The organism is Streptomyces sp. NPDC090045, assembly GCF_044747975.1.
GTDB lineage: Bacteria > Actinomycetota > Actinomycetes > Streptomycetales > Streptomycetaceae > Streptomyces.
The window spans coordinates 201,995-225,227 of the sequence record NZ_JBIVFA010000012.1 but is presented as its reverse complement, the minus strand read 5'-3'; the positions used below and the strand labels follow the sequence as shown (position 1 = coordinate 225,227).

Below are 23,233 nucleotides of genomic sequence, written 5' to 3'. Positions count from 1 at the left end.
CCTCCCGACATGGCCACCCCAGGTCCCGCGGTGAGCCCGTCACCTCGCCCGACCGAGGACCACCACCCGCGGCCGGCCTCGACCGTGTCTCCCGACATGGCCACCCCAGGTCCCGCGGTGAGCCCGTCACCTCGCCCGACCGAGGACCACCACCCGCGGCCGGCCTCGACCGTGTCTCCCGACGCGGCCACCCCAGGCCCAGTGGTGAGCCCGCCGGCCCGCCCGATGGAGGACCGGAGCCCGTGGCCGACTTCGACGGTGTCTCCCGACACAGCCGCCCCCGGCGCCGCCGCGAGCCCGTCACCCCGCCCGACCGAGGACCGTCACCCGCGGCCGGCCTCGGCCGTGTCTCCCGACACGGCCGCTCCGGGCCCTGTGGTGGGTCAGCCGACCAGCCCGATGGAGGACCGGCCGCTGTTGCCGATCTCTGAGGTGTCTCCCGACACCGCCTCAGGCTCGGCGGTGAGCCCGTCGGCCCGCCCGATGGAGGACCGGCCGCTGTTGCCGGCCGCCGAGGTGTCTGCCGGCACCGCCCAGAGCTCCGCAGTGAGCCCGTCGGCCCGCCCGTTGGAAGGCCGGCAGCAGTGGCCGACCTCTGCGGCGTCTCCCGACGCCGCCACCGTCCCGGGTTCGGGCACGGCGCTGCCTGCTCCCGCCGACGACACCCCGGCAGCGCCCCCCGCCGCCCCGCGAGGCGCAGACGGCGGGCAGGCCCCCGTGGCCGCGAGACCGCAGGGAACCTCCGCAGACCCGGCCACGGACTCCCGCCCCGGTACGCCGGCCCACCCCGGCGGGGCCACCCGGGAGCACGAGGCAGAGGGCCCGGCCGGCACCCCCGCCACCCTGCGAGGCGGCGAGGCCGGTGAGCTCGCCGCCGCCGGCACCGGCGCGCCGGTCACCGTGCCGCGTCAGAAGGACGGCACGCCCAGAGCCCGTTCCGGGTGGTCGGGTCCCGTCTGGCCGGAGCCGTCCGCGCTCCCCGACCTCCTGGACCACCCGGACCCGGCCGTCGCCGCCGAGGCCGCGGCGGTGGAGAACCTGCTCCGGTGCTGGGTCCGCGAAGCCGGTGTTGGCCGCCCCGACGGCCCCGCCGGAACCCCCCTTCGCATCCCCCTCCCCGCATCGGGCACCGCCGTACTCGTCGCCGTCCGCTACTGGTCCCAGGCCGGCTGGCACCGATTCGGCCCGGCCCGGCTCGAAGGCTCCCCCGCCGGCGCACCCTGCCTGGACGCCGTCACCTTCGCCTCCCTCATTGCCCGTGAGGGCACCAGAGGCGGCCGCGGCGGCGCCGACCTCGTCGGCCGGGTCGCCGACTCGGTGCGCCGTACCACCGAGTTCATCGCCGACCGACGGGAACGCCCCACCGCCCCGGCCCCCGTGGGCGGGGACCGCTTCCTCACCGCCGAACAGTCACTTCTCCTCGGTCACCCCCTCCAACCCGACCCGAAGAGCCGCGAAGGACTCTCCGAAGCCGAGGTACGTCGCTACTCGCCCGAACTCCACGGCTCCTTCCCCCTGCACTGGTTCGCGGTAGACCCCTCCGTCCTCGCCACCGAATCGGCCTGGACCGAGCGCGGACGCCCCGTCTCCGCGCCCCAGCTCCTCGGCCGCCTCGCCCCCGGGCTCCCGCTGCCCGACGGCGCAACCCCCCTTCCCCTGCACCCCTGGCAGGCCCGAGACCTGCTCCAGCGCCCCGCCGTCACCGCCCTCCGCGACGCAGGGCTTCTGCACGACCTGGGCCCGCACGGCGAACCCTGGTATCCCACCTCCTCCGTCCGCACCGTCCACCGTCCCGGCGCTGCCGCGATGCTCAAGCTCTCCCTGGGCCTGCGCATCACCAACTCCCGACGCGAGAACCTCCGCAAGGAACTGCACCGGGGCGTCGAGGTCCACCGGTTGCTCCGCACCGGCCTGGCCGAGCAGTGGCAGGCGGTCCACCCCGGCTTCGACATCGTCCGCGACCCCGCCTGGGTCGCCGTCGACGCCCCGGACGGCACCCCCGTTCCCGGCCTCGACGCCCTGTTGCGCCACAACCCCTTCCGCTCGGGCGACGACGCCGTCTGTATCGCCGCGCTCACCGCTCCCCGCCCATGGCCCGGCCGGCCCACCATGAACTCCCGCCTCGCCGAGCTCATCTCCCGCCTCGCCGCCGCCACCGGACGCAGCACGTCCGCCGTCTCCGCCGAGTGGTTCCTGCGTTACCTCGACCACGTCGTCCTGCCGGTCCTCGCCTTCGACGCGCTCGCCGGCATCGCCCTCGAAGCGCACCAGCAGAACACCCTGGTCCTCCTCGACCCGGCCGGCTGGCCGAATGGCGGCCGCTACCGCGACAACCAGGGCTACTACTTCCGCGCATCCCGCCGCGCGGAACTGGAGCACCGGCTCCCCGGTATCGGAAGCGCCAGCGACACCTTCGTCTCCGACGCCGTCACCGACGAACGCTTCGCCTACTACCTGGGCATCAACAACGTGCTCGGCCTCATCGGCGCCTTCGGATCCCAGCGGCTCGCCGACGAGCGCGTGCTCCTCGCCGCCTTCCGCCGCTTCCTCGCCAAGGCCGCGGGCCTCGGCCCGCTCCCCACACGGCTGCTCGACTCGCCCACCCTGCGCTGCAAGGCGAATCTGCTCACCCGCCTGGGCGGTCTCGACGAGCTGGTCGGCCCCGTCGACACCCAGTCCGTCTACGTCACCATCACCAACCCCCTTCACGATTGACGCGTCGGCGCCGACGCGGAGAAGAGCCCCCGATGCGCTCCACCGACACACCCGCCCATTCCGCCGGCTCCGCCACCGACGCCTTCGGCGCCATCGACGTGGCAGAGCACACCGTCGGACCACGGCTCAACGCCGGCCTGTTGCCGCTACTCGCCGAAGCCGACCTGCTCGACTCGCCGGCCATCTGGGGCAGCGCCGCCACACCCGCCGGAGCCTTCCGCCTCGAACCCGTACGGCCGGGCCGGGACCTCGAGCTCCTCACCGGCTGGATGAACGATCCCGAGGTGGCCGCCTACTGGGAACTCGCCGGCCCCGCAGCGGTCACCGCAGCCCACCTACGGGCGCAGCTCGACGGCGACGGCCGCAGCATCCCCTGCCTAGGCCTCCTCGACGGCACGCCGATGAGCTACTGGGAGATCTACCGGGCCGACCTCGACCCGCTCTCCCGCCACTACCCGGCGCGCCCCCACGACACGGGTATCCACCTGCTCATCGGAGACGGCACGAACCGCGGCCGCGGCCTGGGCACGACCCTGCTGCGCGCCGTCGCCGACCTCGTCCTCGGCAACCGCCCCCGCTGCACTCGCGTCATCGCGGAACCGGACATCCGCAACACCCCCTCCGTATCTGCCTTCCTGAGCTCCGGTTTCCGCTGCTCAGCGGAAATCGACCTTCCCGAAAAGCGCGCCGCTCTGATGATCCGGGAGCGGGCGCTGCGCAATCTCCTCTGAGTGCCGCCCCGCAAGCCCTGACCATCGTCGCCGCTTCGCACCTCTCCCTTAGAAAACTCTGCGTCGCGCAGCAAAGTTCCCGATCTTCGAGGAGTCCCGTGCCGAACTTCCACGCAGCCCCCGACTCGACGGAACCCACCGTGCCACCGTCGCCCCAGCACCCCTGCACTCCGCCCGAACTCAACCGTCCGACCTGGGACTTCGCCGCCCGTCGGCTGCTCGCCAAGATGATCGCCGAGTTCGCGTACGAGGAGGTCATCAGCCCCGTCCCGACTCCGGCCGCCGCCGGCGACGCGTGGACCCTGACCCTCGACGACGGCAGCAGCCTCGGCTTCCGGGCCCGCCGCCGCTCGTACGGCAGCTGGCACGTCGCCCCCGACACCATCACCCTCACGCCGCCGCCGGCCACCCCCCAGGCACGCACGACCTCCGGTGACCCGACCGCCTCCACCCACCCGACCGCCTCCACCCACCCGACCGCTTCCACCCATCCGACCGCTTCCGCTCACCCGACCGCTTCCGCTCACCCGACCGCCTTCGGAGACCCGTACGCCTTTCTCATCCGCGCCCGGACCCTCCTCGGCCTCGACGGCCCCACCCTCGGCCACCTCGTCCGCGAGCTCAGCGCCACCCTCGCCGCCGACGCCCGGATCGACCACACCGCCCTCACCGCCGACGTCCTCGCCGACCTCGACTACGCCGCACTCGAAGGGCACCAGACCGGCCACCCCTGGCTCGTCCTCAACAAGGGCCGCATCGGACTCTCCGCCTCCGACACTGCCGCCTGGGCCCCCGAGGCCCGCACCCGCCAGCGCCTGCCGTGGCTCGCCGCCCACACCTCCCTCGCCGCCTACCGCGGCACCGCCGGACTGGAGGACCCCGCCCGCCTCTACTCCGCCGAGCTCGACCCCGTCACCCGCGCCGCCTTCGACCAGGCCCTCCGCGACCGCGGCCTCGACCCGGTCCACTACCTCTACCTACCGGTCCACCCCTGGCAGTGGGACGAGGTCGTCCTCCACCTCTTCGCCCCGGCGCTCTCCTCCGGCGCCCTCGTGCCGCTCCCCGCCGATCCCGACCTGCGCCTGCCCCAGCAGTCGATCCGCACCTTCCTCAACCTCAGCCGCCCCGACCGGCACAGCGTCAAACTCCCGCTCTCCGTCTTCAACACCATGGTCTGGCGCGGCCTGCCCTCCGACCTGGCCCTCGCCGCCCCTGCCGTCACCGCCTGGATCCACTCGCTCCGCGACGCCGACCCCTTCCTGCGCGACGAGTGCCGGGTCGTCCTCCTCGGCGAGGTCGCCTCCGTCACCGTCCGCCACCCGGTCTACGAAGAGCTCCCCGAGGTCCCCTACCAGTACAAGGAGCTCCTCGGCGCGATCTGGCGCGAGCCCCTCACCGGGCTCCTCGCCCCCGGCGAGCGCGCCCGCACCCTTGCCTCGCTCCTCCACACCGACCCGCGCGGCCGGTCCTTCACCGCCGAGCTCGTGGCCCGGTCCGGGCTGTCCCCCACCGTCTGGCTGCAGCACCTCTTCGCCGCCCTCCTGCCGCCGCTGCTGCACTTCCTCTACCGCTACGGCACCGTCTTCTCCCCGCACGGCGAGAACGCCATCGTGATCTTCGACGAGCGCGACGTCCCGGTCCGGCTCGGGGTCAAGGACTTCGTCGACGACATCAACATCACCGACGAACCCCTGCCCGAGCTGGCCTCCCTGCCCGACGAGGTCCGGGCGGCCCTGCTCACCGAGCCCGCCGACTTCCTGCCGCAGTTCATCCACTCCGGGCTGTTCGTCGGCGTCTTCCGCTACCTCTCGGCCCTGTGCGAGGACCGCCTCGGCGTCCCGGAGGAAGAGTTCTGGTCCCTCGTACGGGCGGAGATCCTGCGCCACCAGGCCCGTTTCCCCGAGCTCAAGGACCGCTACGAGCTCTTCGACCTGCTCGGCGAACGCATCGGACGGCTCTGCCTCAACCGGAACCGGCTATACGAGGACGGCTACCGCGACCGCCCCGACCGCCCGCACGCCGTGCAGCACGGAACCGTACCCAACCCCTTGTACCGGCCATGATTCCTCGTCGGTGCACTCGCTGTCGGTGGGGCCCCGTAGGGTTGTCAGTGCTATGACGAAGCCCTCCCTCCCCGACCTGCTGCACGCCGCCGTCTCCGCCGTCGGCGGCACGGAGCGCCCCGGCCAGGTGGCCATGGCCGAAGCCGTCGCCGAAGCGATCGACGACAACTCCCACCGGCTCATCCAGGCCGGTACCGGCACCGGCAAGTCCCTGGGCTACCTGGTGCCGGCCCTCGCCCACGGCGAGCGCGTGGTCGTGGCCACCGCGACCCTCGCCCTCCAGCGCCAGCTCGTCGAGCGCGATCTGCCCCGGACGGTGGAGGCGCTGCATCCGCAGCTGCGCCGCCGCCCGCAGTTCGCCATGCTCAAGGGCCGGTCGAACTATCTGTGCCTGCACCGCCTGCACGAGGGTGCTCCGCAGGACGAGGAGGAGGGCCTCTTCGACCAGTTCGAAGCGGCCACGCCCACCAGCAAGCTCGGCAAGGACCTGCTGCGCCTGCGCGACTGGGCGGACGAGACGGAGACCGGCGACCGCGACGACCTGACCCCGGGCGTCTCGGACAAGGCCTGGTCGCAGATCTCCGTCTCCTCGCGCGAATGCCTGGGCGCGACGAAGTGCGCGTACGGGGCCGAGTGCTTCGCGGAGGCCGCCCGCGAGCGGGCCAAGCTCGCGGACGTGGTCGTCACCAACCACGCGCTGCTCGCCATCGACGCCATCGAAGGCGCCCCGGTGCTGCCCCAGCACGAGGTGCTGATCGTGGACGAGGCCCACGAGCTGGTCTCCCGGGTCACCGGCGTCGCCACCGGCGAGCTCACGCCCGGGCAGGTCAACCGGGCCGTGAAGCGTGCGGCCAAGCTGGTCGACGAGAAGACCGCCGACTCCCTGCAGACCGCCTCGGAGTCCTTCGAGCGGGTCATGGAGCTGGCCCTCCCGGGCCGCCTGGAGCAGGTCCCCGAAGACCTCGGCTACGCGCTGATGTCGCTGCGCGACGCCGCGCGCAACGTGATCTCGGCGATCGGATCGACCCGCGACAAGTCCGTCCAGGACGAGGACGCGGTGCGCAAGCAGGCCCTGGCCGCGGTGGAGAGCGTCCACGGGGTGGCGGAGCGGATCACCAACGGCTCCGAGTTCGACGTCGTCTGGTACGAGCGCCACGACCGCTTCGGCGCCACCCTCCGGGTCGCCCCGCTGTCAGTGTCCGGCCTGCTGCGGGAGAAGCTGTTCGAGGACCGCTCGGTGGTCCTGACCTCGGCCACCCTCAAGCTGGGCGGTGACTTCAACGGCGTCGCGGCCTCCCTGGGACTGTCTCCCGAGGGGGTCGAGGGGGACGACGTTCCCGTCTGGCGCGGCCTCGACGTCGGCTCGCCCTTCGACTACCCGAAGCAGGGCATCCTCTACGTCGCCAAGCACCTGGCCACGCCGGGCCGCGAGGGCACCCGCGGCGACATGATGGACGAGCTCGCCGAGCTGATCGAGGCGGCCGGCGGCCGGACCCTCGGCCTCTTCTCCTCCATGCGCGGTGCCAAGGCGGCCGCCGAGGAGCTGCGCGGCCGGCTCGACAACCCGATCCTGCTCCAGGGCGAGGAGACGCTCGGCGAGCTGATCAAGGCCTTCGCCGCGGACCCGAAGACCTGCCTCTTCGGAACCCTGTCGCTCTGGCAGGGCGTGGACGTGCCCGGCCCCAGCTGCCAGCTCGTGGTCATGGACCGGATCCCCTTCCCGCGCCCCGACGACCCGCTGATGAGCGCCCGCCAGAAGTCGGTGGAGGAGCACGGCGGCAACGGCTTCATGGCCGTCGCGGCCACCCATGCCGCCCTGCTGATGGCACAGGGCGCGGGTCGCCTCGTACGGGCCACGGGCGACCGGGGCGTCGTCGCGGTGCTGGACCCCCGGCTGGCCACGGCCCGGTACGGGAGCTTCCTGCGGGCCACACTGCCGGACTTCTGGTACACCACGGACCGCAACCAGGCCCGCCGCTCCCTGGCGGCGATCGACGCGAAGGCCAAGGCCGACGGTACGTAGCCGTCCGCCCGTCCCGGGTCCCAGGGCGCGCCCCTTCCAAGGGGTTCCTGGGGGCGAACGGGTCCCGGGGACATGGAAGCCCCCGGGACCGGCGCAGTAGGTCCCGGGGGCCGGATGGAGGCGGCGGGGTCAGACCCGACGCAGTACCGCGACGACCTTGCCGAGGATGGTCGCGTCGTCGCCGGGAATCGGCTGGTAGGCGGCGTTGTGCGGGAGGAGCCAGACGTGGCCGTCCTCGCGCTTGAAGCGCTTGACGGTGGCCTCCCCGTCGAGCATCGCGGCGACGATGTCGCCGTTCTCCGCGACGGGCTGGCGACGGACCGTGACCCAGTCGCCGTCACAGATGGCGGCCTCGATCATCGAGTCGCCGACGACCTTGAGGACGAAGAGCTCGCCGTCGCCGACGAGCTGGCGGGGGAGCGGGAACACGTCCTCGACCGACTCCTCGGCGAGGATCGGGCCGCCGGCCGCGATCCGGCCGACCAGGGGAACGTAGGAGGCGGCGGGCTTGCCGGTGGTGTCCGTGGGCTGCGAGCTGGGCTGGTCGGAGCCGCGTACCTCGTAGGCACGCGGGCGGTGCGGGTCGCGGCGCAGGAAGCCCTTCCGCTCGAGCGCCATCAGCTGGTGGGCGACCGACGAGGTGCTGGACAGGCCGACCGCCTGGCCGATCTCCCGCATGGACGGCGGGTATCCCCGGCGCTGCACGGAGTCGCGAATGACCTCGATGACCCTCCGCTGCCGGTCCGTGAGCCCGGAGCTGTCGGCGCGGATGCCTGGAGGTCGACCTGGCAGCGAGCGTGCGGGGCGTACTACGGGCTCCGCATCCGGGTTCAGGTTTGCGTCGTTCATGGCATGCACCGGCTCGAGTCGGCTCTGGGAGCGGTTCTGGGCAGTGATGGTGGCACTGTCTGCGGTGGTGGTCACGTCGGCCCCTCTCGAAATGTTCTCCCTAGCTGGACAACGGTAGTAGCTTTCGAAAGGTTGCGCCAAACACACGTTCGAGTGAAAAATCGCGGATCGTCCGGCGTGGGCATATCAAGGGGTGTATGGACGATCGGCTCGCCGAACGCGGGTTCGATCTGACGCTCGCTGCTTACGCTACCCTTCCCCGTCGGGTCGCCGCCGTCCGGGCCCGCGGCGGCCTGCGACGCCGGTGCAGGCCCGTGCCCAGTGTGGCACCGAGGGGCCTCGTGACCGCCTGACGGACACCGCGACACGCAGAGCCACGAAAATCCCATCCAACCCAAGATCTAGTGGTTGGATGGGCGTTGCCGCCTAGAAGTAGTGGTCCTCGGGTCTGTTGGGGCTCCTGGGATCGCATATGCTGGTGGCTGCTCCGCGAGCCCCCGACAGAGTCCGTCTCTGTTGTTCAGGGGTCTGTGGGGTGATTCTGTCGTGCCAAGAGGGAGGGTGAGGGAACCGTGCACTGCCCTTTCTGCAGGCACCCCGACAGCCGTGTCGTCGACAGCCGCACCACGGACGACGGTACGTCGATCCGCAGGCGCCGTCAGTGCCCCGACTGCTCCCGTCGCTTCACGACGGTGGAGACGGCCTCGCTGATGGTGATCAAGCGCAGCGGGGTGACGGAACCCTTCAGCCGTACCAAGGTCATCTCCGGCGTGCGCAAGGCGTGCCAGGGGCGGCCGGTCACCGAGGACGCCCTCGCCAAGCTCGGCCAGCGGGTCGAGGAGGCGGTGCGCGCCACCGGGAGTGCCGAGCTGACCACCCACGACGTGGGTCTGGCCATCCTCGGCCCGTTGCAGGAGCTCGACCTGGTCGCCTACCTGCGCTTCGCGTCCGTCTACAAAGCGTTCGACACCCTTGAAGACTTCGAGACCGCCATCGCGGAACTGCGCGAGCCGCGGCCTCACCCCCATGAGTGCGAGCCCCGAGGGACCGTTTCGGTCCCCGTGCCCGCCTCCGCCTCCGACTGACCGGACGGCCCGCGCCGCGATGCGCACGCACCGTGACGCGGCCGGTCGGCCCGGAGGCCCTCCCGGCGGAAGCCGGGGCAGAAAAACGTAGAAACAGACACACAGCACCGTGCCGCGGAATAGCGCTGGCACTTTAGGGCGTTTTTGCCCGCATATGGGAGGAAGCGGCATGACAGAGACGGCGAGCGGCTCGGCACGTGGTTCCCGCGCCAAGGGGACCAAGGCTGCCAAGGGCGGCCTGCGTATCGAGCGCATCCACACCACCCCGGGCGTGCACCCCTACGACGAGGTGAGCTGGGAGCGCCGTGACGTCGTCATGACCAACTGGCGCGACGGCTCGGTCAACTTCGAGCAGCGCGGCGTCGAGTTCCCCGACTTCTGGTCGGTGAACGCGGTCAACATCGTCACCAGCAAGTACTTCCGCGGCGCGGTCGGCACCCCGCAGCGCGAGACCGGTCTGAAGCAGCTGATCGACCGGATCGTGAAGACGTACACGAAGGCCGGCGAGGACTTCGACTACTTCTCGTCGCCCGCCGACGTGGAGATCTTCGAGCACGAGCTGACCTACGCCCTCCTGCACCAGATCTTCAGCTTCAACTCCCCGGTGTGGTTCAACGTCGGCACGCCCCAGCCGCAGCAGGTCTCCGCCTGCTTCATCCTGGCCGTCGACGACTCCATGGAGTCGATCCTCGACTGGTATAAGGAAGAGGGCATGATCTTCAAGGGCGGCTCCGGCGCCGGCCTGAACCTCTCCCGCATCCGCTCCTCCAAGGAGCTCCTCTCCTCCGGCGGCAACGCCTCCGGCCCGGTCTCCTTCATGCGCGGCGCCGACGCGTCCGCGGGAACGATCAAGTCGGGCGGCGCCACCCGCCGCGCGGCCAAGATGGTCGTCCTGGACGTGGACCACCCGGACGTCGAAGCCTTCATCGAGACCAAGGTGAAGGAAGAGGAGAAGATCCGCGCCCTGCGCGACGCGGGCTTCGACATGGACCTGGGCGGCGACGACATCACGTCCGTCCAGTACCAGAACGCCAACAACTCCGTCCGCGTGAACGACGAGTTCATGACGGCCGTCGAGAACGGCACCGAGTTCGGCCTGCGCGCCCGCATGACCGGTGAGGTCATCGAGAAGGTCGACGCCAAGGCGCTCTTCCGCAAGCTCGCCGAGGCCGCGTGGGCCTGTGCCGACCCGGGCATCCAGTACGACGGTGTGATCAACAACTGGCACACCTGCCCCGAGTCCGGCCGCATCACCGCGTCCAACCCCTGCAGCGAGTACATGCACCTGGACAACACGTCCTGCAACCTCGCCTCGCTGAACCTGATGAAGTTCCTGAACGACGACGGCAAGGGCAACCAGTCCTTCGACGCCGAGCGCTTCGCCAAGGTCGTCGAGCTCGTCATCACCGCGATGGACATCTCCATCTGCTTCGCGGACTTCCCGACGCAGAAGATCGGCGAGAACACCCGCGCCTTCCGCCAGCTGGGCATCGGCTACGCCAACCTCGGCGCCCTGCTGATGGCCACCGGCCACGCGTACGACTCGGACGGCGGCCGCACCCTCGCCGCGTCGATCACCTCGCTGATGACCGGTACGGCGTACAAGCGCTCCGCCGAGCTGGCCGCCATCGTCGGCCCGTACGACGGCTACGCCCGCAACGCCGAGTCCCACAAGCGCGTCATGAAGCAGCACGCCGACGCCAACGCCGTCGCGCCGCGCACCGAGGACCTCGACAACGTCATCTGGGCCGCGGCCACCGAGGCCTGGCAGGACGTCCTGCGCCTCGGCGAGAAGAACGGCTTCCGCAACTCCCAGGCCTCCGTCCTCGCGCCGACCGGCACCATCGGTCTCGCGATGTCCTGCGACACCACCGGTGTCGAGCCGGACCTGGCGCTGGTCAAGTTCAAGAAGCTCGTCGGCGGCGGCTCGATGCAGATCGTCAACGGCACCGTCCCGCAGGCCCTGCGCCGCCTGGGTTACCAGGAGGAGCAGATCGAGGCGATCGTCTCCCACATCGCCGAGCACGGCGTGGTCGTCGACGCCCCGGGCCTGAAGACCGAGCACTACTCGGTGTTCGACTGCGCCATGGGCGAGCGCTCCATCTCCGCGATGGGCCACGTCCGCATGATGGCCGCGATCCAGCCCTGGATCTCCGGCGCGATCTCGAAGACGGTCAACATGCCGGAGACGGCGACCGTCGAGGAGATCGAGGAGATCTACTTCGAGGCGTGGAAGATGGGCGTCAAGGCGCTCGCGATCTACCGCGACAACTGCAAGGTCGGCCAGCCCCTCTCCGCGAAGAAGAAGGAAGAGGAGAAGGAGGAGGTCACCGCCAAGACGGAGGAGACCATCCGCGCGGCCGTCGAGAAGGTCATCGAGTACCGTCCGGTCCGCAAGCGCCTCCCGAAGGGCCGCCCGGGCATCACCACCTCCTTCACGGTCGGTGGAGCCGAGGGCTACATGACCGCGAACTCCTACCCGGACGACGGTCTGGGCGAGGTCTTCCTGAAGATGTCCAAGCAGGGCTCGACCCTCGCGGGCATGATGGACGCCTTCTCGATCGCCGTCTCGGTCGGTCTTCAGTACGGCGTGCCGCTGGAGACCTACGTCTCGAAGTTCACCAACATGCGCTTCGAGCCGGCCGGCATGACGGACGACCCGGACGTGCGGATGGCGCAGTCGATCGTCGACTACATCTTCCGCCGCCTGGCGCTCGACTTCCTGCCCTTCGAGACCCGCTCGGCCCTCGGCATCCACACCGCCGAGGAGCGTCAGCGCCACCTCGACACCGGCTCCTACGAGCCCCTCGAGGACGAGCTGGACACCGAGTCCCTGACCCAGTCGGTCCCGCTGGCCGCGGTGCCGTCGGCGCCGAAGCCGGCCGCGACCATCCCGGTCCCGGCCCCGAAGACGGCGCACAGCAACGCCGAACTGGTCGAGATGCAGCTCGGCGTCTCCGCCGACGCCCCGCTCTGCTTCTCCTGCGGTACGAAGATGCAGCGCGCCGGCTCCTGCTACATCTGCGAGGGCTGCGGCTCCACCAGCGGCTGCAGCTGAGAATGAGTGACCGCCAGGCGTGAAGCGCCTGGCCAGAGCGGGGAGTCGGGAAATTCCGACTCCCCGCTCTCGCTATGCCGACTGCATGCGGTGCACCTGCTCAGGGGGCCTTCCCGGCCTCCGACGCGGCCCGGGCCCGGGCCCGTTCGATCTCGTTGATATGGGTTTCCGTCCACTGGCGGAGCGCGGTGATCGGCTCCGCGAGGCTGCGCCCGAGCTCCGTCAGGTCGTATTCGACCCGGGGCGGAACGGTGGGATGCACGGTGCGGGCGACGAACCCGTCGGCTTCGAGGCCGCGCAGGGTCTGCGTGAGCATCTTCTGTGACACGCCCTCGATGCGCCGGCTCAACTCGGTGTAGCGCAGGGCGCCTTCGAGGAGGGCGTCCACGACCAGAATGGTCCACTTGCCGGAGATGTGATCGAGGACCTGGCGTGTCGGGCACTTCGCGGAGAAGACATCGGCCGGCAGCCCGGACGATTCGACTGTGGTCTTCATGCGGGGAGAGTAACGCACAAAATAGTGCCCTCTTCCCGATGGAGAGTGACTCTCCAATAGTGAGTGACATGACGAGTCCCACGATGTCCGTCGCAGAAGCGATCCGCACCCGCCGCACCGTCCGCCACTACCTGCCCGACCCGGTCCCGGAAGCCACGCTCGACGCGCTTCTCGGTCTCGCTGTTGAGGCCCCCACCAGCTGGAACCTGCAGGACCGCTCGATCGTTGCGGTCTGCGGAGACGAGGGCCGTGCGGGTCTGGCATGGGCCACGGGGGGCCAGCCCCAGACGCAAGAGGCTCCGGTCGTACTGGTCTTCGTCGCCGAGCCCCAGTCCTGGCGTGACGACCACAGCGACGTCTACGAGCAGGCACGGTGCGGCGGGGCGTGGAACGACGAGTTCATCGCCATGTTCTCCGCCGCGTCACGGGCGTTCCAGGAGGATCTCGACCAGCGGGGTCTGCTCCGCGAGTACGCGGTCAAGGACGCCATGATCGCGGCATCCTTCCTGATGCTCGCCGCTACGGAGCTGGGCCTGGCGACCTCGCCCATGAACGGCTGGGACGAGGCGAAGGTGAAGAAGGTGATCGGGATCGACGGCCGGGACGACCTGGCCATCGCCCTGTTGGTGTCGGTCGGCTACCCGGCGCAGGACCAGCGCCATCCGGGCCGGCGTGCCCGGGAGCGGACGATCTTCCGCGAATCGTACGGGGCCGGCGGAGCGGGGAGTACCGCACGCCAGGAAGAGGTGCGCTGACCAGCAGGTCACGAAGGGGACCGGCCCGAGGTCGTTCTCAGTGGGGGATGCGGCGGGGCGGGCGGGTGACGAGGTCCTCGCGGAATTCCGCGATCCGGGAGTGCACCTGGCGTATCAGGTGGGTGTCCTCGATGCGGTCCAGGTAGAGGCAGTGCGCGGCGAGGCCCGGCAGGTCGAAGGCGAAGCACAGCGACATCAGCGGGTTCACGAAGAGCTCGCTGCCCTGGGTGCGGGTGGTGAACTGCACGTCGCCGAAGGAGCCCCGGACGGCCGCGGCGATCGAGCCGTTGACGATGCTGGGGCGGTCCGGCGTGTGGTCCTGGGCATGGGCCACCGCGTCCAGGAAGAGCGCGCCCTCGCGGGTGGCGCGCGGGACGGAGAACGCGCCGAGGTACGCTCCCGCGCGCTCCAGAGCCGCTATGTTCTCCAGCACCAGGGCGTGGCTGACCCCGTGGTACGCGTCCACGCCGAAGCCGACCGAGACGACGAGCCGCTCCGGTACGTCGTCCAGCGCGGCCAGCGCCGCCACGCTGGTCAGGTCCTCCTCGGGGGTGCCGAGGCCCGCTTCGTCGCCGCGCATCAGGATGTCCGTGCCGCCGTCGACCAGGACGATCGCGTCGATGCGGTGGAGGTCCACCAGCTCGCGGTAGGCGGCGCGCAGCGGCTGCACGCCGATCTGCGGGAAGGCGTACACGCGCGCCGGGTAGCCGTGGAGCCGGAGCCACTGGGCCAGCGTCCGCTCGGGGAAGTACGTCTGGTGCGGCGCGGAGTCGGGCGTGATGACGGCGAGGTCGGGGGCGGCCCATTCCTCGACGGGCAGTCCTGCGAGGGAGCTGAAGGAGAGGTTCGCCAGGTGGACCTCCTTGCCCTGGTGCAGGAGGGAGAGGGCGATGGGCAGGCCGGCGTAGATGTCGAAGCCGCCGCCCGCGCCGGCGACCAGGATGCGTTCGGCGTCGGCGAGGCGGGCGAAAAGCGGGTTGGTGTGCAGGGCCGTCATGGCGATCATTGTGCGGGGTGCGGCGGACCGGTGCCCCGGGATTTCACGGCGGCGCGATGCCGGTGGCACAGCGGCACAGCAGCACGGGGGAACGGGGAGCCATGTGGAGCGGTGACGAGCTGGACCTGGACGCATATCTGGCGCGGATCGGATATCAGGAGAACGAGGGGGAGAGCCGGGAACTCCGGCCGGACCTCGCCACGTTGTACGCAGTGCACCGGGCCCACACCGCGGCCTTTCCCTTCGAGAGCCTGGACGTCCTGCTCGGCCGCCCCGTCGCGCTGGACGTCAAGTCGATCGAGGACAAGCTCGTGCGCGCCCGCCGCGGCGGCTACTGCTACGAGCAGAACTCGCTGCTGGCCGCCGCCCTGGAGCGGATCGGCTTCGAGATCTCCGGGCGCGGTGCCCGCAACCGCACCCGCGGGGACTCCCTGCTGGCCGTGACGCACGCCGTCCTCGTCGTCACGGTCGGGGGCGAACCGTGGCTGTGCGACGTGGGGTTCGGCCACCAGGGCCCTCGCGAGCCGGTTCCACTGGGTCGCCCCGGCGTCTCGGTCGAGCAGGGGGAGTGGACGTACCGAGTCCGCGAGGAGGAGGACGGCATCCTCGTGCTGTGTCTCCTGCGCGGCGGGATCTGGCGGGACCTGTACGCCTTCTCCCCGCAGCGCTACCACCCCGTCGACTACGTCCTGCTCAACCACTACAGCTCCACCCACCCCCACTCCTCCTTCGTGGGGCGGCTCGTCGTCCACTACCCGGGCGACCGCGTCCGCCGGGCGCTCGTCGGGCGGGAGCTCACCCTGCTGTATCCCGACGGGCGGGCGGAGCGGCAGGAGGTCGGCCCGGACGAGCTGCTCGCCGTGCTCGACCGGGAGTTCGGACTTCGCCTGGCCGAGCGGGATGCGGCGGAACTGGTGCGGATCCACCGCGCCGAGGACTGACCCGGGCCGCGCCTGGCCCGTACGATGGCGCAGTGCTGGTCAAGTGGATTCGCTGCACGGTGACGGACCGACGCGGGTTCGAGCGCGGGCAGCGAAAATGGGCGGGGCTGCCGGGCGAGCCGGGTTTCCGGGGGCAGGGCGGCGGCTGGAGCCGGGGCCGGCAGGGGGTCGCGCATGTCTTCGCGTTCTGGGAGAGCCGGTCCTTCTACGACTCCTTCATGGCCCGCTCGCACGACCGGCTGGCCGCCGCGCAGAACGGCACCTACACCGATCTGCGGGTCACCCTCTTCGACCACCGCTTCGACGTGAAGACCGGCTTCGAGCCGCGCTTCACCGACGCCGACGTGGTGCGGGTCGCGCACACCCGTGTCCGGGAGGGCCGGGTCGACCACTTCGCCCTGATGCAGGAGAAGGTGTGGAATCCGGCGATGGCGGGCTCGCCGGGGATGATCCGCGGTCTCTTCGGGGAGGCCCCGGGACGGGAGTTCCTGGTGCTGTCGATGTGGCACGCGGCCGCCGAGCACGGCAAGTACCGGCAGGAGCGGGTCGAGCGGCTCTCCCTGCGGGCCCAGATCCAGGCCGATGTCGAGGCCCTCACCGGTGACGTCGTCGACCTCGAACCGTCCTGGACGGTATGACCGTACGACTACCGCCAGGCCGTTCGGCGTGCCCGGTGCACCGGTCGGGCGTTGGCCGAATAGGGTCGTGGGATGGCTCGACCACGGCGCATCGTCCTTGTCCGGCACGGGGAATCGGAGGGGAACGCCGACGACTCGGTGTACGAACGCGAGCCCGACCACGCCCTGCGGCTGACCCGGAACGGGCGCGAGCAGGCCGCTGCGGCCGGGGTACGGCTGCGCGAGCTCTTCGGCGAGGAGACCATCAGCGCGTACGTCTCCCCCTACCGCCGGACCCTGCAGACCTTCCGCGAGCTCCGGCTGGACCCGGCGCGGGTCCGGATGCGCGAGGAACCGAGGCTGCGCGAGCAGGACTGGGGGAACTGGCAGGACCGGAACGACGTACGGCTGCAGAAGGCGTACCGGGACGCGTACGGCCACTTCTTCTACCGGTTCGCGCAGGGCGAGTCCGGGGCCGACGTGTACGACCGGGTCGGGTCCTTCCTGGAAAGCCTCTACCGCAGCTTCGAGGCCCCGGACCACCCCGAGAACGTCCTGCTGGTGACGCACGGGCTGACGATGCGGCTGTTCTGCATGCGCTGGTTCCACTGGTCGGTGGCCGAATTCGAGGCCCTGTCCAATCCCGGCAACGGCGAATTCCGGGTGCTCCTGCGGGGCCCCGACGGCCGGTACCGGATGGACCGCCCGTTTGAGCGGTGGACCACACCCGAGCCTTATGACCTGGACGGCTAGAGTGACCCGCGATGACGCCTGACTCCACTCCCGAACGGCGCTACGCGCGCGCCATGTCCAGCCTCCGCGGGCTGGCGCTGGGTGACGCCCTGGGCTCCCAGTACTTCGTCCCCGTGAACTACCCGCTGCTCAAGCGGCGCGAGCTGCCCGCCGGCACCGGGACGTGGCAGTGGACCGACGACACCGAGATGGCCTGCTCGGTGGTGGCCGTGCTGGCCGAGCACGGACGGATCGACCAGGACGCGCTCGCGCGTTCCTTCGCCCACCACCACGACTTCGACCGGGGCTACGGGCCCGCGGTCAACCGGATGCTGCGGCTGGTGCGGGAGGGAGAGGACTGGCGCACCCTGGCCGCGGAACTGTTCAACGGGCAGGGCTCGTGGGGCAACGGCGCAGCCATGCGGATCGCGCCGCTGGGCGCCTGGTACGCGGACGACCCGGAGCAGGCCACCCACCAGGCGGAGATCTCCGCCTACACCACCCACCAGCACCGCGAGGCCGTGTGCGGGGCGATGGCCGTCGCCGCGGCCGCCGCGCTGGCCGCCGCTCCGGACGGTCCGCCGAAGGCCTCCGACCTGCTGGACGGAGTGATCGCGCTGGTGCCGCGCAGCGCCGTGGGCGCCGGCTTGCGGCGGGCGCGGGACATGCTGGACTACGGCGACGCGACCACGGTCGCGGCCGTTCTCGGCTGCGGGCGGCGCACGAGCGCCCATGACACCGTGCCCTTCGCCCTGTGGTCCGCGGCGCGTGCACTGGACGACTACGAGCGGGCGTTCTGGACCACCGCGCAGGTGGGCGGCGACGTCGACACGACCTGCGCGATCGTCGGCGGGGTACTGGGCGCGCGCGGGGACGCGGTGCTGCCGGCCGCGTGGCTGGCGCGTACCGAGGTCCTGCCGGCCTGGCTGCCGGAGGCGGCGGCGGGCTGACGGATCGCCGCGCCCGGCGTCCGGAGCGGGGTGAAATGAGTCCTTCCGATTGTCACGGTCCTGCCACAGGGCGCTTTTGATCCTGTTCAAAACCACCTGCCACCGGCCTACTCTGTCCGCTGTGCCGCCCCCCAAGGAACGATGGGCGGCCGACAGGGGAGGGAACCCGATGTCAGACAACACCGGCGGGGCCGACGAAGCCCGGTCCAAGGACTCGAAGGAACCGGAGGACTCGAAGGCCCTCGGCGACACGGCCAACGCGGGGGCCACGACCGGGGATTCGCCCGCGAGTCCGGCTCCGGCCGCTCCCGCTGTTTCCGTCGCTCAGGCAGTACCGGCGGCCCCCGCCGCTCCGGCCGGAAGCGCACCCACCGGCCCGTCCCGTCCGCCGGTGGGAGCGGGGCCCGCCGACGCCGCCGCGTGGCAGGCCTGGCAGGCGCACCAGCAGCAGCAGCGCCAGTGGCCCGGCGCACACGCGCCGTCGCCGTCGCCGACGCCCTCGTGGGTCACGCGCGTGCGCCCCGCCGAGACGGCCCCCATCGCGACCGCCACCCTCCTCGCCGCCGCCGCCACCGGCCTCGCCGCCGCACTGCTCCTCGGCGACGGCATGGGCCCCGGCCTCCTGCTCGCGGTGGTGCCCGCCGTCGTCGCCGCGTACGTCGCCGCCCGCACAGCCCGGCGTACGGCACGGCCCTGGACCCTGGTCTGGGCGATCGGCTGCCTCGCCCTCCTCGCCGTACCCGCCCTGCGCGACTCCGCCTGGCCGTCCACGCTCGCGATCCTGTCCGCCGTCCTGCTGGGCGCGCTGGCCCTGCACGGCAGCCGCACCTGGCCCGGCGTCCTGCTCAGCCCGCTCGGCTTCTTCGACTCCGCCGTGTCCGGGCTCGCCTGGGCCCTGGTCGGACTGCGGTCGCGCGGCGGGGTCAGCAAGGACCGCTGGCTGCCCGTTGCCAAGGCGGCTGCCGTCGCCGTGGCCCTCCTGCTGGTCTTCGGCGCGCTGTTCGCCTCCGCCGACGCCGCCTTCGCCGACCTCCTGGGCGACCTGATGCCCGACGTGTCGACCGAGAACGGGCCCATCCGGTTCCTGCTCTTCCTCCTCGGCACGCTCATCGCGCTCGCCGCCGCCCGCACCGCCGCGGCCCCGCTGCGCTGGGACCGGATCAAGGTGGCCCCGGGCAAGCCGCGCTCCCGGGTCGAATGGGCCCTTCCGCTCATCGTGCTCAACCTGCTCTTCGCCGGCTTCAACGCCGTCCAGCTGGCCGTGCTGTTCGGCGGCTACGACAAGGTCCTGGAGAGCACCGGCCTGAGCTACGCCGAGTACGCCCGCCAGGGCTTCTGGCAGCTGCTCTGGGCCACCCTGTTCACCCTCGTCGTGATCGCGCTCGCCCTGCGCTGGGCCCCGCGCTCCGGAACGGGCGACCGCCGCTTCGTCCGTATCGTCCTCGGCGTGCTCTGCGCGCTGACCCTGGTCGTGGTCGCCGCCGCGCTGCGCCGGATGGACCTCTACGTCGACGCGTACGGGCTGACCAGGCTGCGCGTGTCGGTGGCCGCGATGGAGCTGTGGCTCGGGCTGGTCATCGTACTGATCATGGCGGCCGGGGTGTTCGGCGCGCGCTGGCTGCCGCGCGCGGTCGCGGGCAGTGCGGCGGCCGTCGTCCTGGCCTTCGGCCTGCTGTCCCCGGACGGGATGGTCGCCGAGCGGAACGTCGCCCGCTACGAGGCCGACAAGAAGATCGACCTGGCCTACTTCCAGTCCCTCTCGGCCGACGCCGCGCCCGCCCTGGACCGGCTGCCCGAGCCCCAGAGGTCCTGCGCCCTGCGCGGGATCAACGACGAGATGTCCAGGGCCGGGGACGTCCCCTGGTACGCCATGAGCCTGGGCGAGTACCGGGCCCGGCAGATCCTGCGCGAGCGCCCGGTGACGGCCTCGTACGAGGTCTGCTCGCGCCTGGGCACCTTCGGAAGCCGCCTGGAGTACTAGGAGCGGTGGTACTGGGAGACGCGGCGCGCGGAGCGTTCGTACGAGAGCCCGGGTGCGGGGACCGTTCCCCGCGCCCGGGCTCTCGTACGGCAGGGGCTCAGGCGGCCGGGCCGGCCTGTGCGGCCGCACCGGCCAGGGCGTCCAGGTCGCTCTTGCGCACCCGGATCACCAGCAGGGCGGTGGCCAGGGCCAGGCCCGCCATCGCCACGGCGGCGAAGAACGCGGTGGAGATGCCCTGGGCGAGGACGAGGTCCCCCCAGGGGTCGGGCAGCTGCCGGGTCTCCTTGAAGGCGGCCAGCTGCTCGGGATTCGCCTGCGCCATGAAGGCCGGGACCTGCTTCGCGGCCTCGTCGCGGCTGGCCGTGCCGAAGACGGTGACCAGGATGGACAGGCCCAGCGAGCCGCCCACCTGCTGGCTGGCGTTGAGTAGCCCGGAGGCCGCGCCGGCCTCCTTCGGCGCCACCCCGGAGACGGCGGTGAGGGTGAGGGTCACGAAGTTGAGGCCCATGCCGAAGCCGAAGAGCAGCATCGGGCCGAGCACTCCGGAGACGTACGAGCTGTCGGTGCGGAGGAAGGTCAGCCAGGCCAGGCCGGTCCCGGTGAGCGCGGACCCGATGACCATGAAGGGCTTGGGGCCGAAGCGCGGCAGGAACCGCTGCGAGAGGCCGGCGGCGGTCACGATGGCGACGGTCACGGGCAGGAAGCCGAGCCCGGACTGGATCGGCGAGAAGCCCAGCACGTTCTGCACGAACTGGACGATGAAGAAGAACATCCCGAACATCGCCGCCGCGAGGCCGAGCATGATCACGTAGGTGCCGGTGCGGTTGCGGTCGGCGAACATCCGCAGCGGGATGATCGGCTCGCGGGCCCGTGACTCGATCACGACGAAGAGCGCGAGCAGGACGAGGGCCGCGGCGAAGGAGCCGATGGTGAGCGGGTCGCGCCAGCCGTCCTCCGAGGCGCGGATGAACCCGTAGACGAGCGAGGCCATGCCGCCGGTGGAGGTGAGGGCTCCGGCGATGTCGAAGCGGCCGGGGTGGCGTTCGGACTCGGTGATGTAGAGCGGGGTGAGGACCGCGATCAGCACACCGATCGGGACGTTGACGAAGAGCACCCAGCGCCAGTCGAGCCACTCGGTGAGCATGCCGCCGGCCAGCAGGCCGATCGCGCCGCCGCCCGCGGAGACGGCCGCGAACACCCCGAACGCCCGGTTCCGCTCGGGGCCTTCGGGAAAGGTCGTGGTGATCAGGGCGAGCGAGGTCGGGGAGGCGATCGCGCCGCCCACCCCTTGCAGGGCGCGGGCCGCGAGCAGGTGCCAGGGCTCCTGGGCGAATCCGCCGAGGAGGGAGGCCAGGGTGAAGAGCAGGATTCCGGCCAGGAACACGCGGCGCCGGCCCAGGATGTCACCGGCCCGGCCGCCGAGCAGCAGCAGGCCGCCGAAGGTGAGGGTGTAGGCGCTGAGCACCCAGGAGAGGTCGGTGGTGCTGAAGCTGAGCGCGTCCTGGATGTGCGGGAGTGCGATGTTCACGATCGTCGCGTCGAGGACGACCATGAGCTGGCACGCGGCGATGACCGCCAGCGCCACTCCCGGACGCCCCTCGCGGCGGGCCGCCCCCGGTATCCGGGGTGTGGCGAGTTGAGAGCTTGTCACTGAGGATCCCCCCCAAAGTGAAATAGTGAACGTATTCGTTCACTACGGGGCTACGGTAGGAGCCGATCCTTAAGGAACGCAAGCGTTCTCTAAGGCTGAAAATGCGTACGCCGGGCACGGGGGCCGGCCGGGAGGCGGAGAGATGGCGGGTTCGCGCTGGCCGGTGGCGTCGCCGGGGCGCAGACGGGGTCCCGAACTCGAACGGGCGATTTTGGACGCCGCGTTGGAGCAGCTGAGCACGGTCGGCTGGAACGCGCTCACCATGGAGGGCGTCGCGGCCGGCGCGCACACCGGCAAGGCCTCCCTCTACCGGCGCTGGCCGTCTAAGGCGGACCTGGTGGCCGACGCGCTGCGGACCGGTCTGCCGCAGATAGGAGAGATTCCCGACGGCGGGTCGATCCGCGAGGACCTTCACCTGCTGTGCGTGCGCACGCGGGACGTCATGCACTCCCGCGCCGGAGAGGCGCTGCGGTCGGTGCTTCACGAATGCGATCACAAGCAGGCCGACCGGTTCCACGGGCTCATCTGGTCGGGGCTGCACGAGCCTGCCCAGCGGCTGATCAGGGAGCTTGTGCTGCGCGGAATCGCGCGGGGTGACGTGCGACCGGATGCGACTGGTCCGTTTGTCGTGGATGTCATTCCGGCGATGCTGATGTACCGCGCCAAGGTGTGCGGTAGCGAATGGGGGGGCGCGGAGATCGCGGAGCTGATCGACGAGGTGATGGTGCCGCTGCTCAGGGCGTGAGACGCCGCGGGCGCGGCACGGGGTGCGCGGAGGGGGATCCGTGCCGGATCGGGCGGGGGTCGGACCCGGGCGGGGGTGTGCAGTCGGCTCGGGGCGGCGTAACCTTGCTGGCGCCATGCCGTACGAAGCACCCACCCACACCGTCGAACGCTCCCTCCGTGCAACCACCGGCGCCAAGGTCATCGCCGGGGTCGACGAAGTCGGACGAGGGGCCTGGGCCGGTCCCGTCACCGTGTGCGCGGCGATCACCGGCCTGCGCCGGCCGCCCGCCGGGCTCACCGACTCCAAACTGCTCACCGCCAAGCGGCGCGATGCCCTGCTCGACGTCCTGGAGAGCTGGGTCACCGCGTACGCCCTCGGGCACGCCTCGCCCGAGGAGATCGACGAGCTCGGGATGACGGCCGCCCTGCGGCTGGCGGCGGAGCGCGCCCTGGTGGCCCTGCCGGTGCGGCCCGACGCGGTGATCCTCGACGGCAAGCACGACTACCTCGGCGAACCCTGGCGGGTCCGTACGGTGATCAAGGGCGACCAGTCCTGCATCGCCGTCGCCGCGGCCTCGGTCATCGCGAAGGTCACGCGCGACCGGATGATGGCCGAACTGGGCGAACAGGGCGGCGGAATCGAGGACTTCGCCTTCGCCGCCAACGCCGGATACCCCTCGCCCGTGCACCGGGCGGCGCTGGAGGAACTGGGGCCCACCCCCTACCACCGGCTCTCGTGGTCGTACCTCGACGGGCTGCCCCGGTGGCGCCACCTGAAGAAGGTGCGCCGCAGCGAGGAATCGATGGAGCTGGAAAACGGAGGCCAACTCGGCTTCGATTTCTGATCGCACCCATGTGCCACC

At 71.4% G+C, this 23,233-nt stretch carries 19 protein-coding genes; 14 read left to right on the top strand and 5 right to left on the bottom strand.

The annotated features are described in order from the left end of the window. Positions 1–383: 383 nt before the first annotated feature. Complete coding sequence (locus ACIPYQ_RS28875) at positions 384–638, bottom strand: hypothetical protein (protein WP_401256620.1); 255 nt, start codon at positions 636–638, stop codon at positions 384–386. 205 nt (positions 639–843) lie between these two features. Between ACIPYQ_RS28875 and ACIPYQ_RS28870 the strand changes: the two genes are divergently transcribed. The 4 genes from ACIPYQ_RS28870 to ACIPYQ_RS28855 all read left to right on the top strand — a co-directional run bounded on the left by ACIPYQ_RS28870 (position 844) and on the right by ACIPYQ_RS28855 (position 7,532). Then, positions 844–2,715 (top strand): IucA/IucC family protein, encoded by a 1,872-nt coding sequence (locus ACIPYQ_RS28870; protein ID WP_401256704.1) that lies wholly within the window; start codon positions 844–846, stop codon positions 2,713–2,715. 32 nt (positions 2,716–2,747) lie between these two features. Then, positions 2,748–3,446 (top strand): GNAT family N-acetyltransferase, encoded by a 699-nt coding sequence (locus tag ACIPYQ_RS28865; protein WP_361761146.1) that lies wholly within the window; start codon positions 2,748–2,750, stop codon positions 3,444–3,446. A 98-nt stretch (positions 3,447–3,544) separates the two neighbouring features. Then, complete coding sequence (locus tag ACIPYQ_RS28860) at positions 3,545–5,509, top strand: IucA/IucC family protein (protein WP_401256618.1); 1,965 nt, start codon at positions 3,545–3,547, stop codon at positions 5,507–5,509. Between the two features lie 52 nt (positions 5,510–5,561). Further along, positions 5,562–7,532, top strand: coding sequence for an ATP-dependent DNA helicase (locus tag ACIPYQ_RS28855; RefSeq protein WP_361761140.1), 1,971 nt, complete (start codon positions 5,562–5,564; stop codon positions 7,530–7,532). Between the two features lie 129 nt (positions 7,533–7,661). Here ACIPYQ_RS28855 and lexA read toward each other — a convergent pair whose 3' ends face one another. Beyond that, the gene (gene lexA / locus ACIPYQ_RS28850; RefSeq protein ID WP_030709636.1) at positions 7,662–8,456 is read right to left on the bottom strand and encodes a transcriptional repressor LexA; all 795 of its coding nucleotides are present in this window, start codon (positions 8,454–8,456) and stop codon (positions 7,662–7,664) included. Between the two features lie 497 nt (positions 8,457–8,953). Between lexA and nrdR the strand changes: the two genes are divergently transcribed. Together nrdR and ACIPYQ_RS28840 are read left to right on the top strand one after the other, a co-directional pair. Next, on the top strand, positions 8,954–9,466 hold the full coding sequence (gene nrdR / locus ACIPYQ_RS28845) for a transcriptional regulator NrdR (protein WP_361761137.1): 513 nt from the start codon (positions 8,954–8,956) through the stop codon (positions 9,464–9,466). Between the two features lie 169 nt (positions 9,467–9,635). After that, positions 9,636–12,524, top strand: a complete 2,889-nt coding sequence (locus ACIPYQ_RS28840; RefSeq protein ID WP_401256614.1) for a vitamin B12-dependent ribonucleotide reductase — start codon at positions 9,636–9,638, stop codon at positions 12,522–12,524. A 100-nt stretch (positions 12,525–12,624) separates the two neighbouring features. Here the strand turns inward: ACIPYQ_RS28840 and ACIPYQ_RS28835 are convergent, their stop codons facing one another. After that, on the bottom strand, positions 12,625–13,020 hold the full coding sequence (locus ACIPYQ_RS28835) for a winged helix-turn-helix transcriptional regulator (protein ID WP_401256612.1): 396 nt from the start codon (positions 13,018–13,020) through the stop codon (positions 12,625–12,627). Positions 13,021–13,088: 68 nt separating this feature from the next. Between ACIPYQ_RS28835 and ACIPYQ_RS28830 the strand changes: the two genes are divergently transcribed. After that, entirely contained in the window at positions 13,089–13,775 is a 687-nt protein-coding gene (locus ACIPYQ_RS28830; RefSeq protein WP_401256610.1) for a nitroreductase family protein, read from the top strand. Between the two features lie 37 nt (positions 13,776–13,812). On the opposite strand, the gene ACIPYQ_RS28825 is transcribed toward ACIPYQ_RS28830, so the two are convergent. Continuing rightward, positions 13,813–14,772, bottom strand: a complete 960-nt coding sequence (locus ACIPYQ_RS28825; RefSeq protein ID WP_401256608.1) for a DUF1152 domain-containing protein — start codon at positions 14,770–14,772, stop codon at positions 13,813–13,815. Positions 14,773–14,828: 56 nt separating this feature from the next. Between ACIPYQ_RS28825 and ACIPYQ_RS28820 the strand changes: the two genes are divergently transcribed. The 5 genes from ACIPYQ_RS28820 (at position 14,829) to ACIPYQ_RS28800 (ending at position 19,993) form a co-directional block, all read left to right on the top strand. Continuing rightward, complete coding sequence (locus ACIPYQ_RS28820) at positions 14,829–15,713, top strand: arylamine N-acetyltransferase (protein ID WP_401256607.1); 885 nt, start codon at positions 14,829–14,831, stop codon at positions 15,711–15,713. Between the two features lie 32 nt (positions 15,714–15,745). Continuing rightward, positions 15,746–16,351, top strand: coding sequence for a YdbC family protein (locus tag ACIPYQ_RS28815; protein WP_319728923.1), 606 nt, complete (start codon positions 15,746–15,748; stop codon positions 16,349–16,351). 72 nt (positions 16,352–16,423) lie between these two features. After that, positions 16,424–17,083 carry a histidine phosphatase family protein gene (locus ACIPYQ_RS28810; protein WP_327416804.1) on the top strand — a complete coding sequence of 220 codons (660 nt, stop codon included), beginning with the start codon at positions 16,424–16,426 and terminating at the stop codon, positions 17,081–17,083. Positions 17,084–17,094: 11 nt separating this feature from the next. Beyond that, positions 17,095–18,012: an ADP-ribosylglycohydrolase family protein gene (locus ACIPYQ_RS28805; protein ID WP_401256604.1), complete on the top strand. Its 918-nt coding sequence runs from the start codon at positions 17,095–17,097 to the stop codon at positions 18,010–18,012. Between the two features lie 169 nt (positions 18,013–18,181). Continuing rightward, complete coding sequence (locus tag ACIPYQ_RS28800; protein ID WP_401256602.1) at positions 18,182–19,993, top strand: DUF4153 domain-containing protein; 1,812 nt, start codon at positions 18,182–18,184, stop codon at positions 19,991–19,993. A 97-nt stretch (positions 19,994–20,090) separates the two neighbouring features. On the opposite strand, the gene ACIPYQ_RS28795 is transcribed toward ACIPYQ_RS28800, so the two are convergent. Next, positions 20,091–21,644 (bottom strand): MFS transporter, encoded by a 1,554-nt coding sequence (locus ACIPYQ_RS28795; RefSeq protein WP_401256600.1) that lies wholly within the window; start codon positions 21,642–21,644, stop codon positions 20,091–20,093. Between the two features lie 142 nt (positions 21,645–21,786). Between ACIPYQ_RS28795 and ACIPYQ_RS28790 the strand changes: the two genes are divergently transcribed. Together ACIPYQ_RS28790 and ACIPYQ_RS28785 are read left to right on the top strand one after the other, a co-directional pair. Then, a complete protein-coding gene (locus tag ACIPYQ_RS28790; protein ID WP_401256598.1) occupies positions 21,787–22,389 on the top strand; it encodes a TetR/AcrR family transcriptional regulator in 603 nt (200 codons plus the stop codon). A 115-nt stretch (positions 22,390–22,504) separates the two neighbouring features. Then, positions 22,505–23,215, top strand: a complete 711-nt coding sequence (locus tag ACIPYQ_RS28785; RefSeq protein WP_361761107.1) for a ribonuclease HII — start codon at positions 22,505–22,507, stop codon at positions 23,213–23,215. Positions 23,216–23,233: the final 18 nt, after the last annotated feature.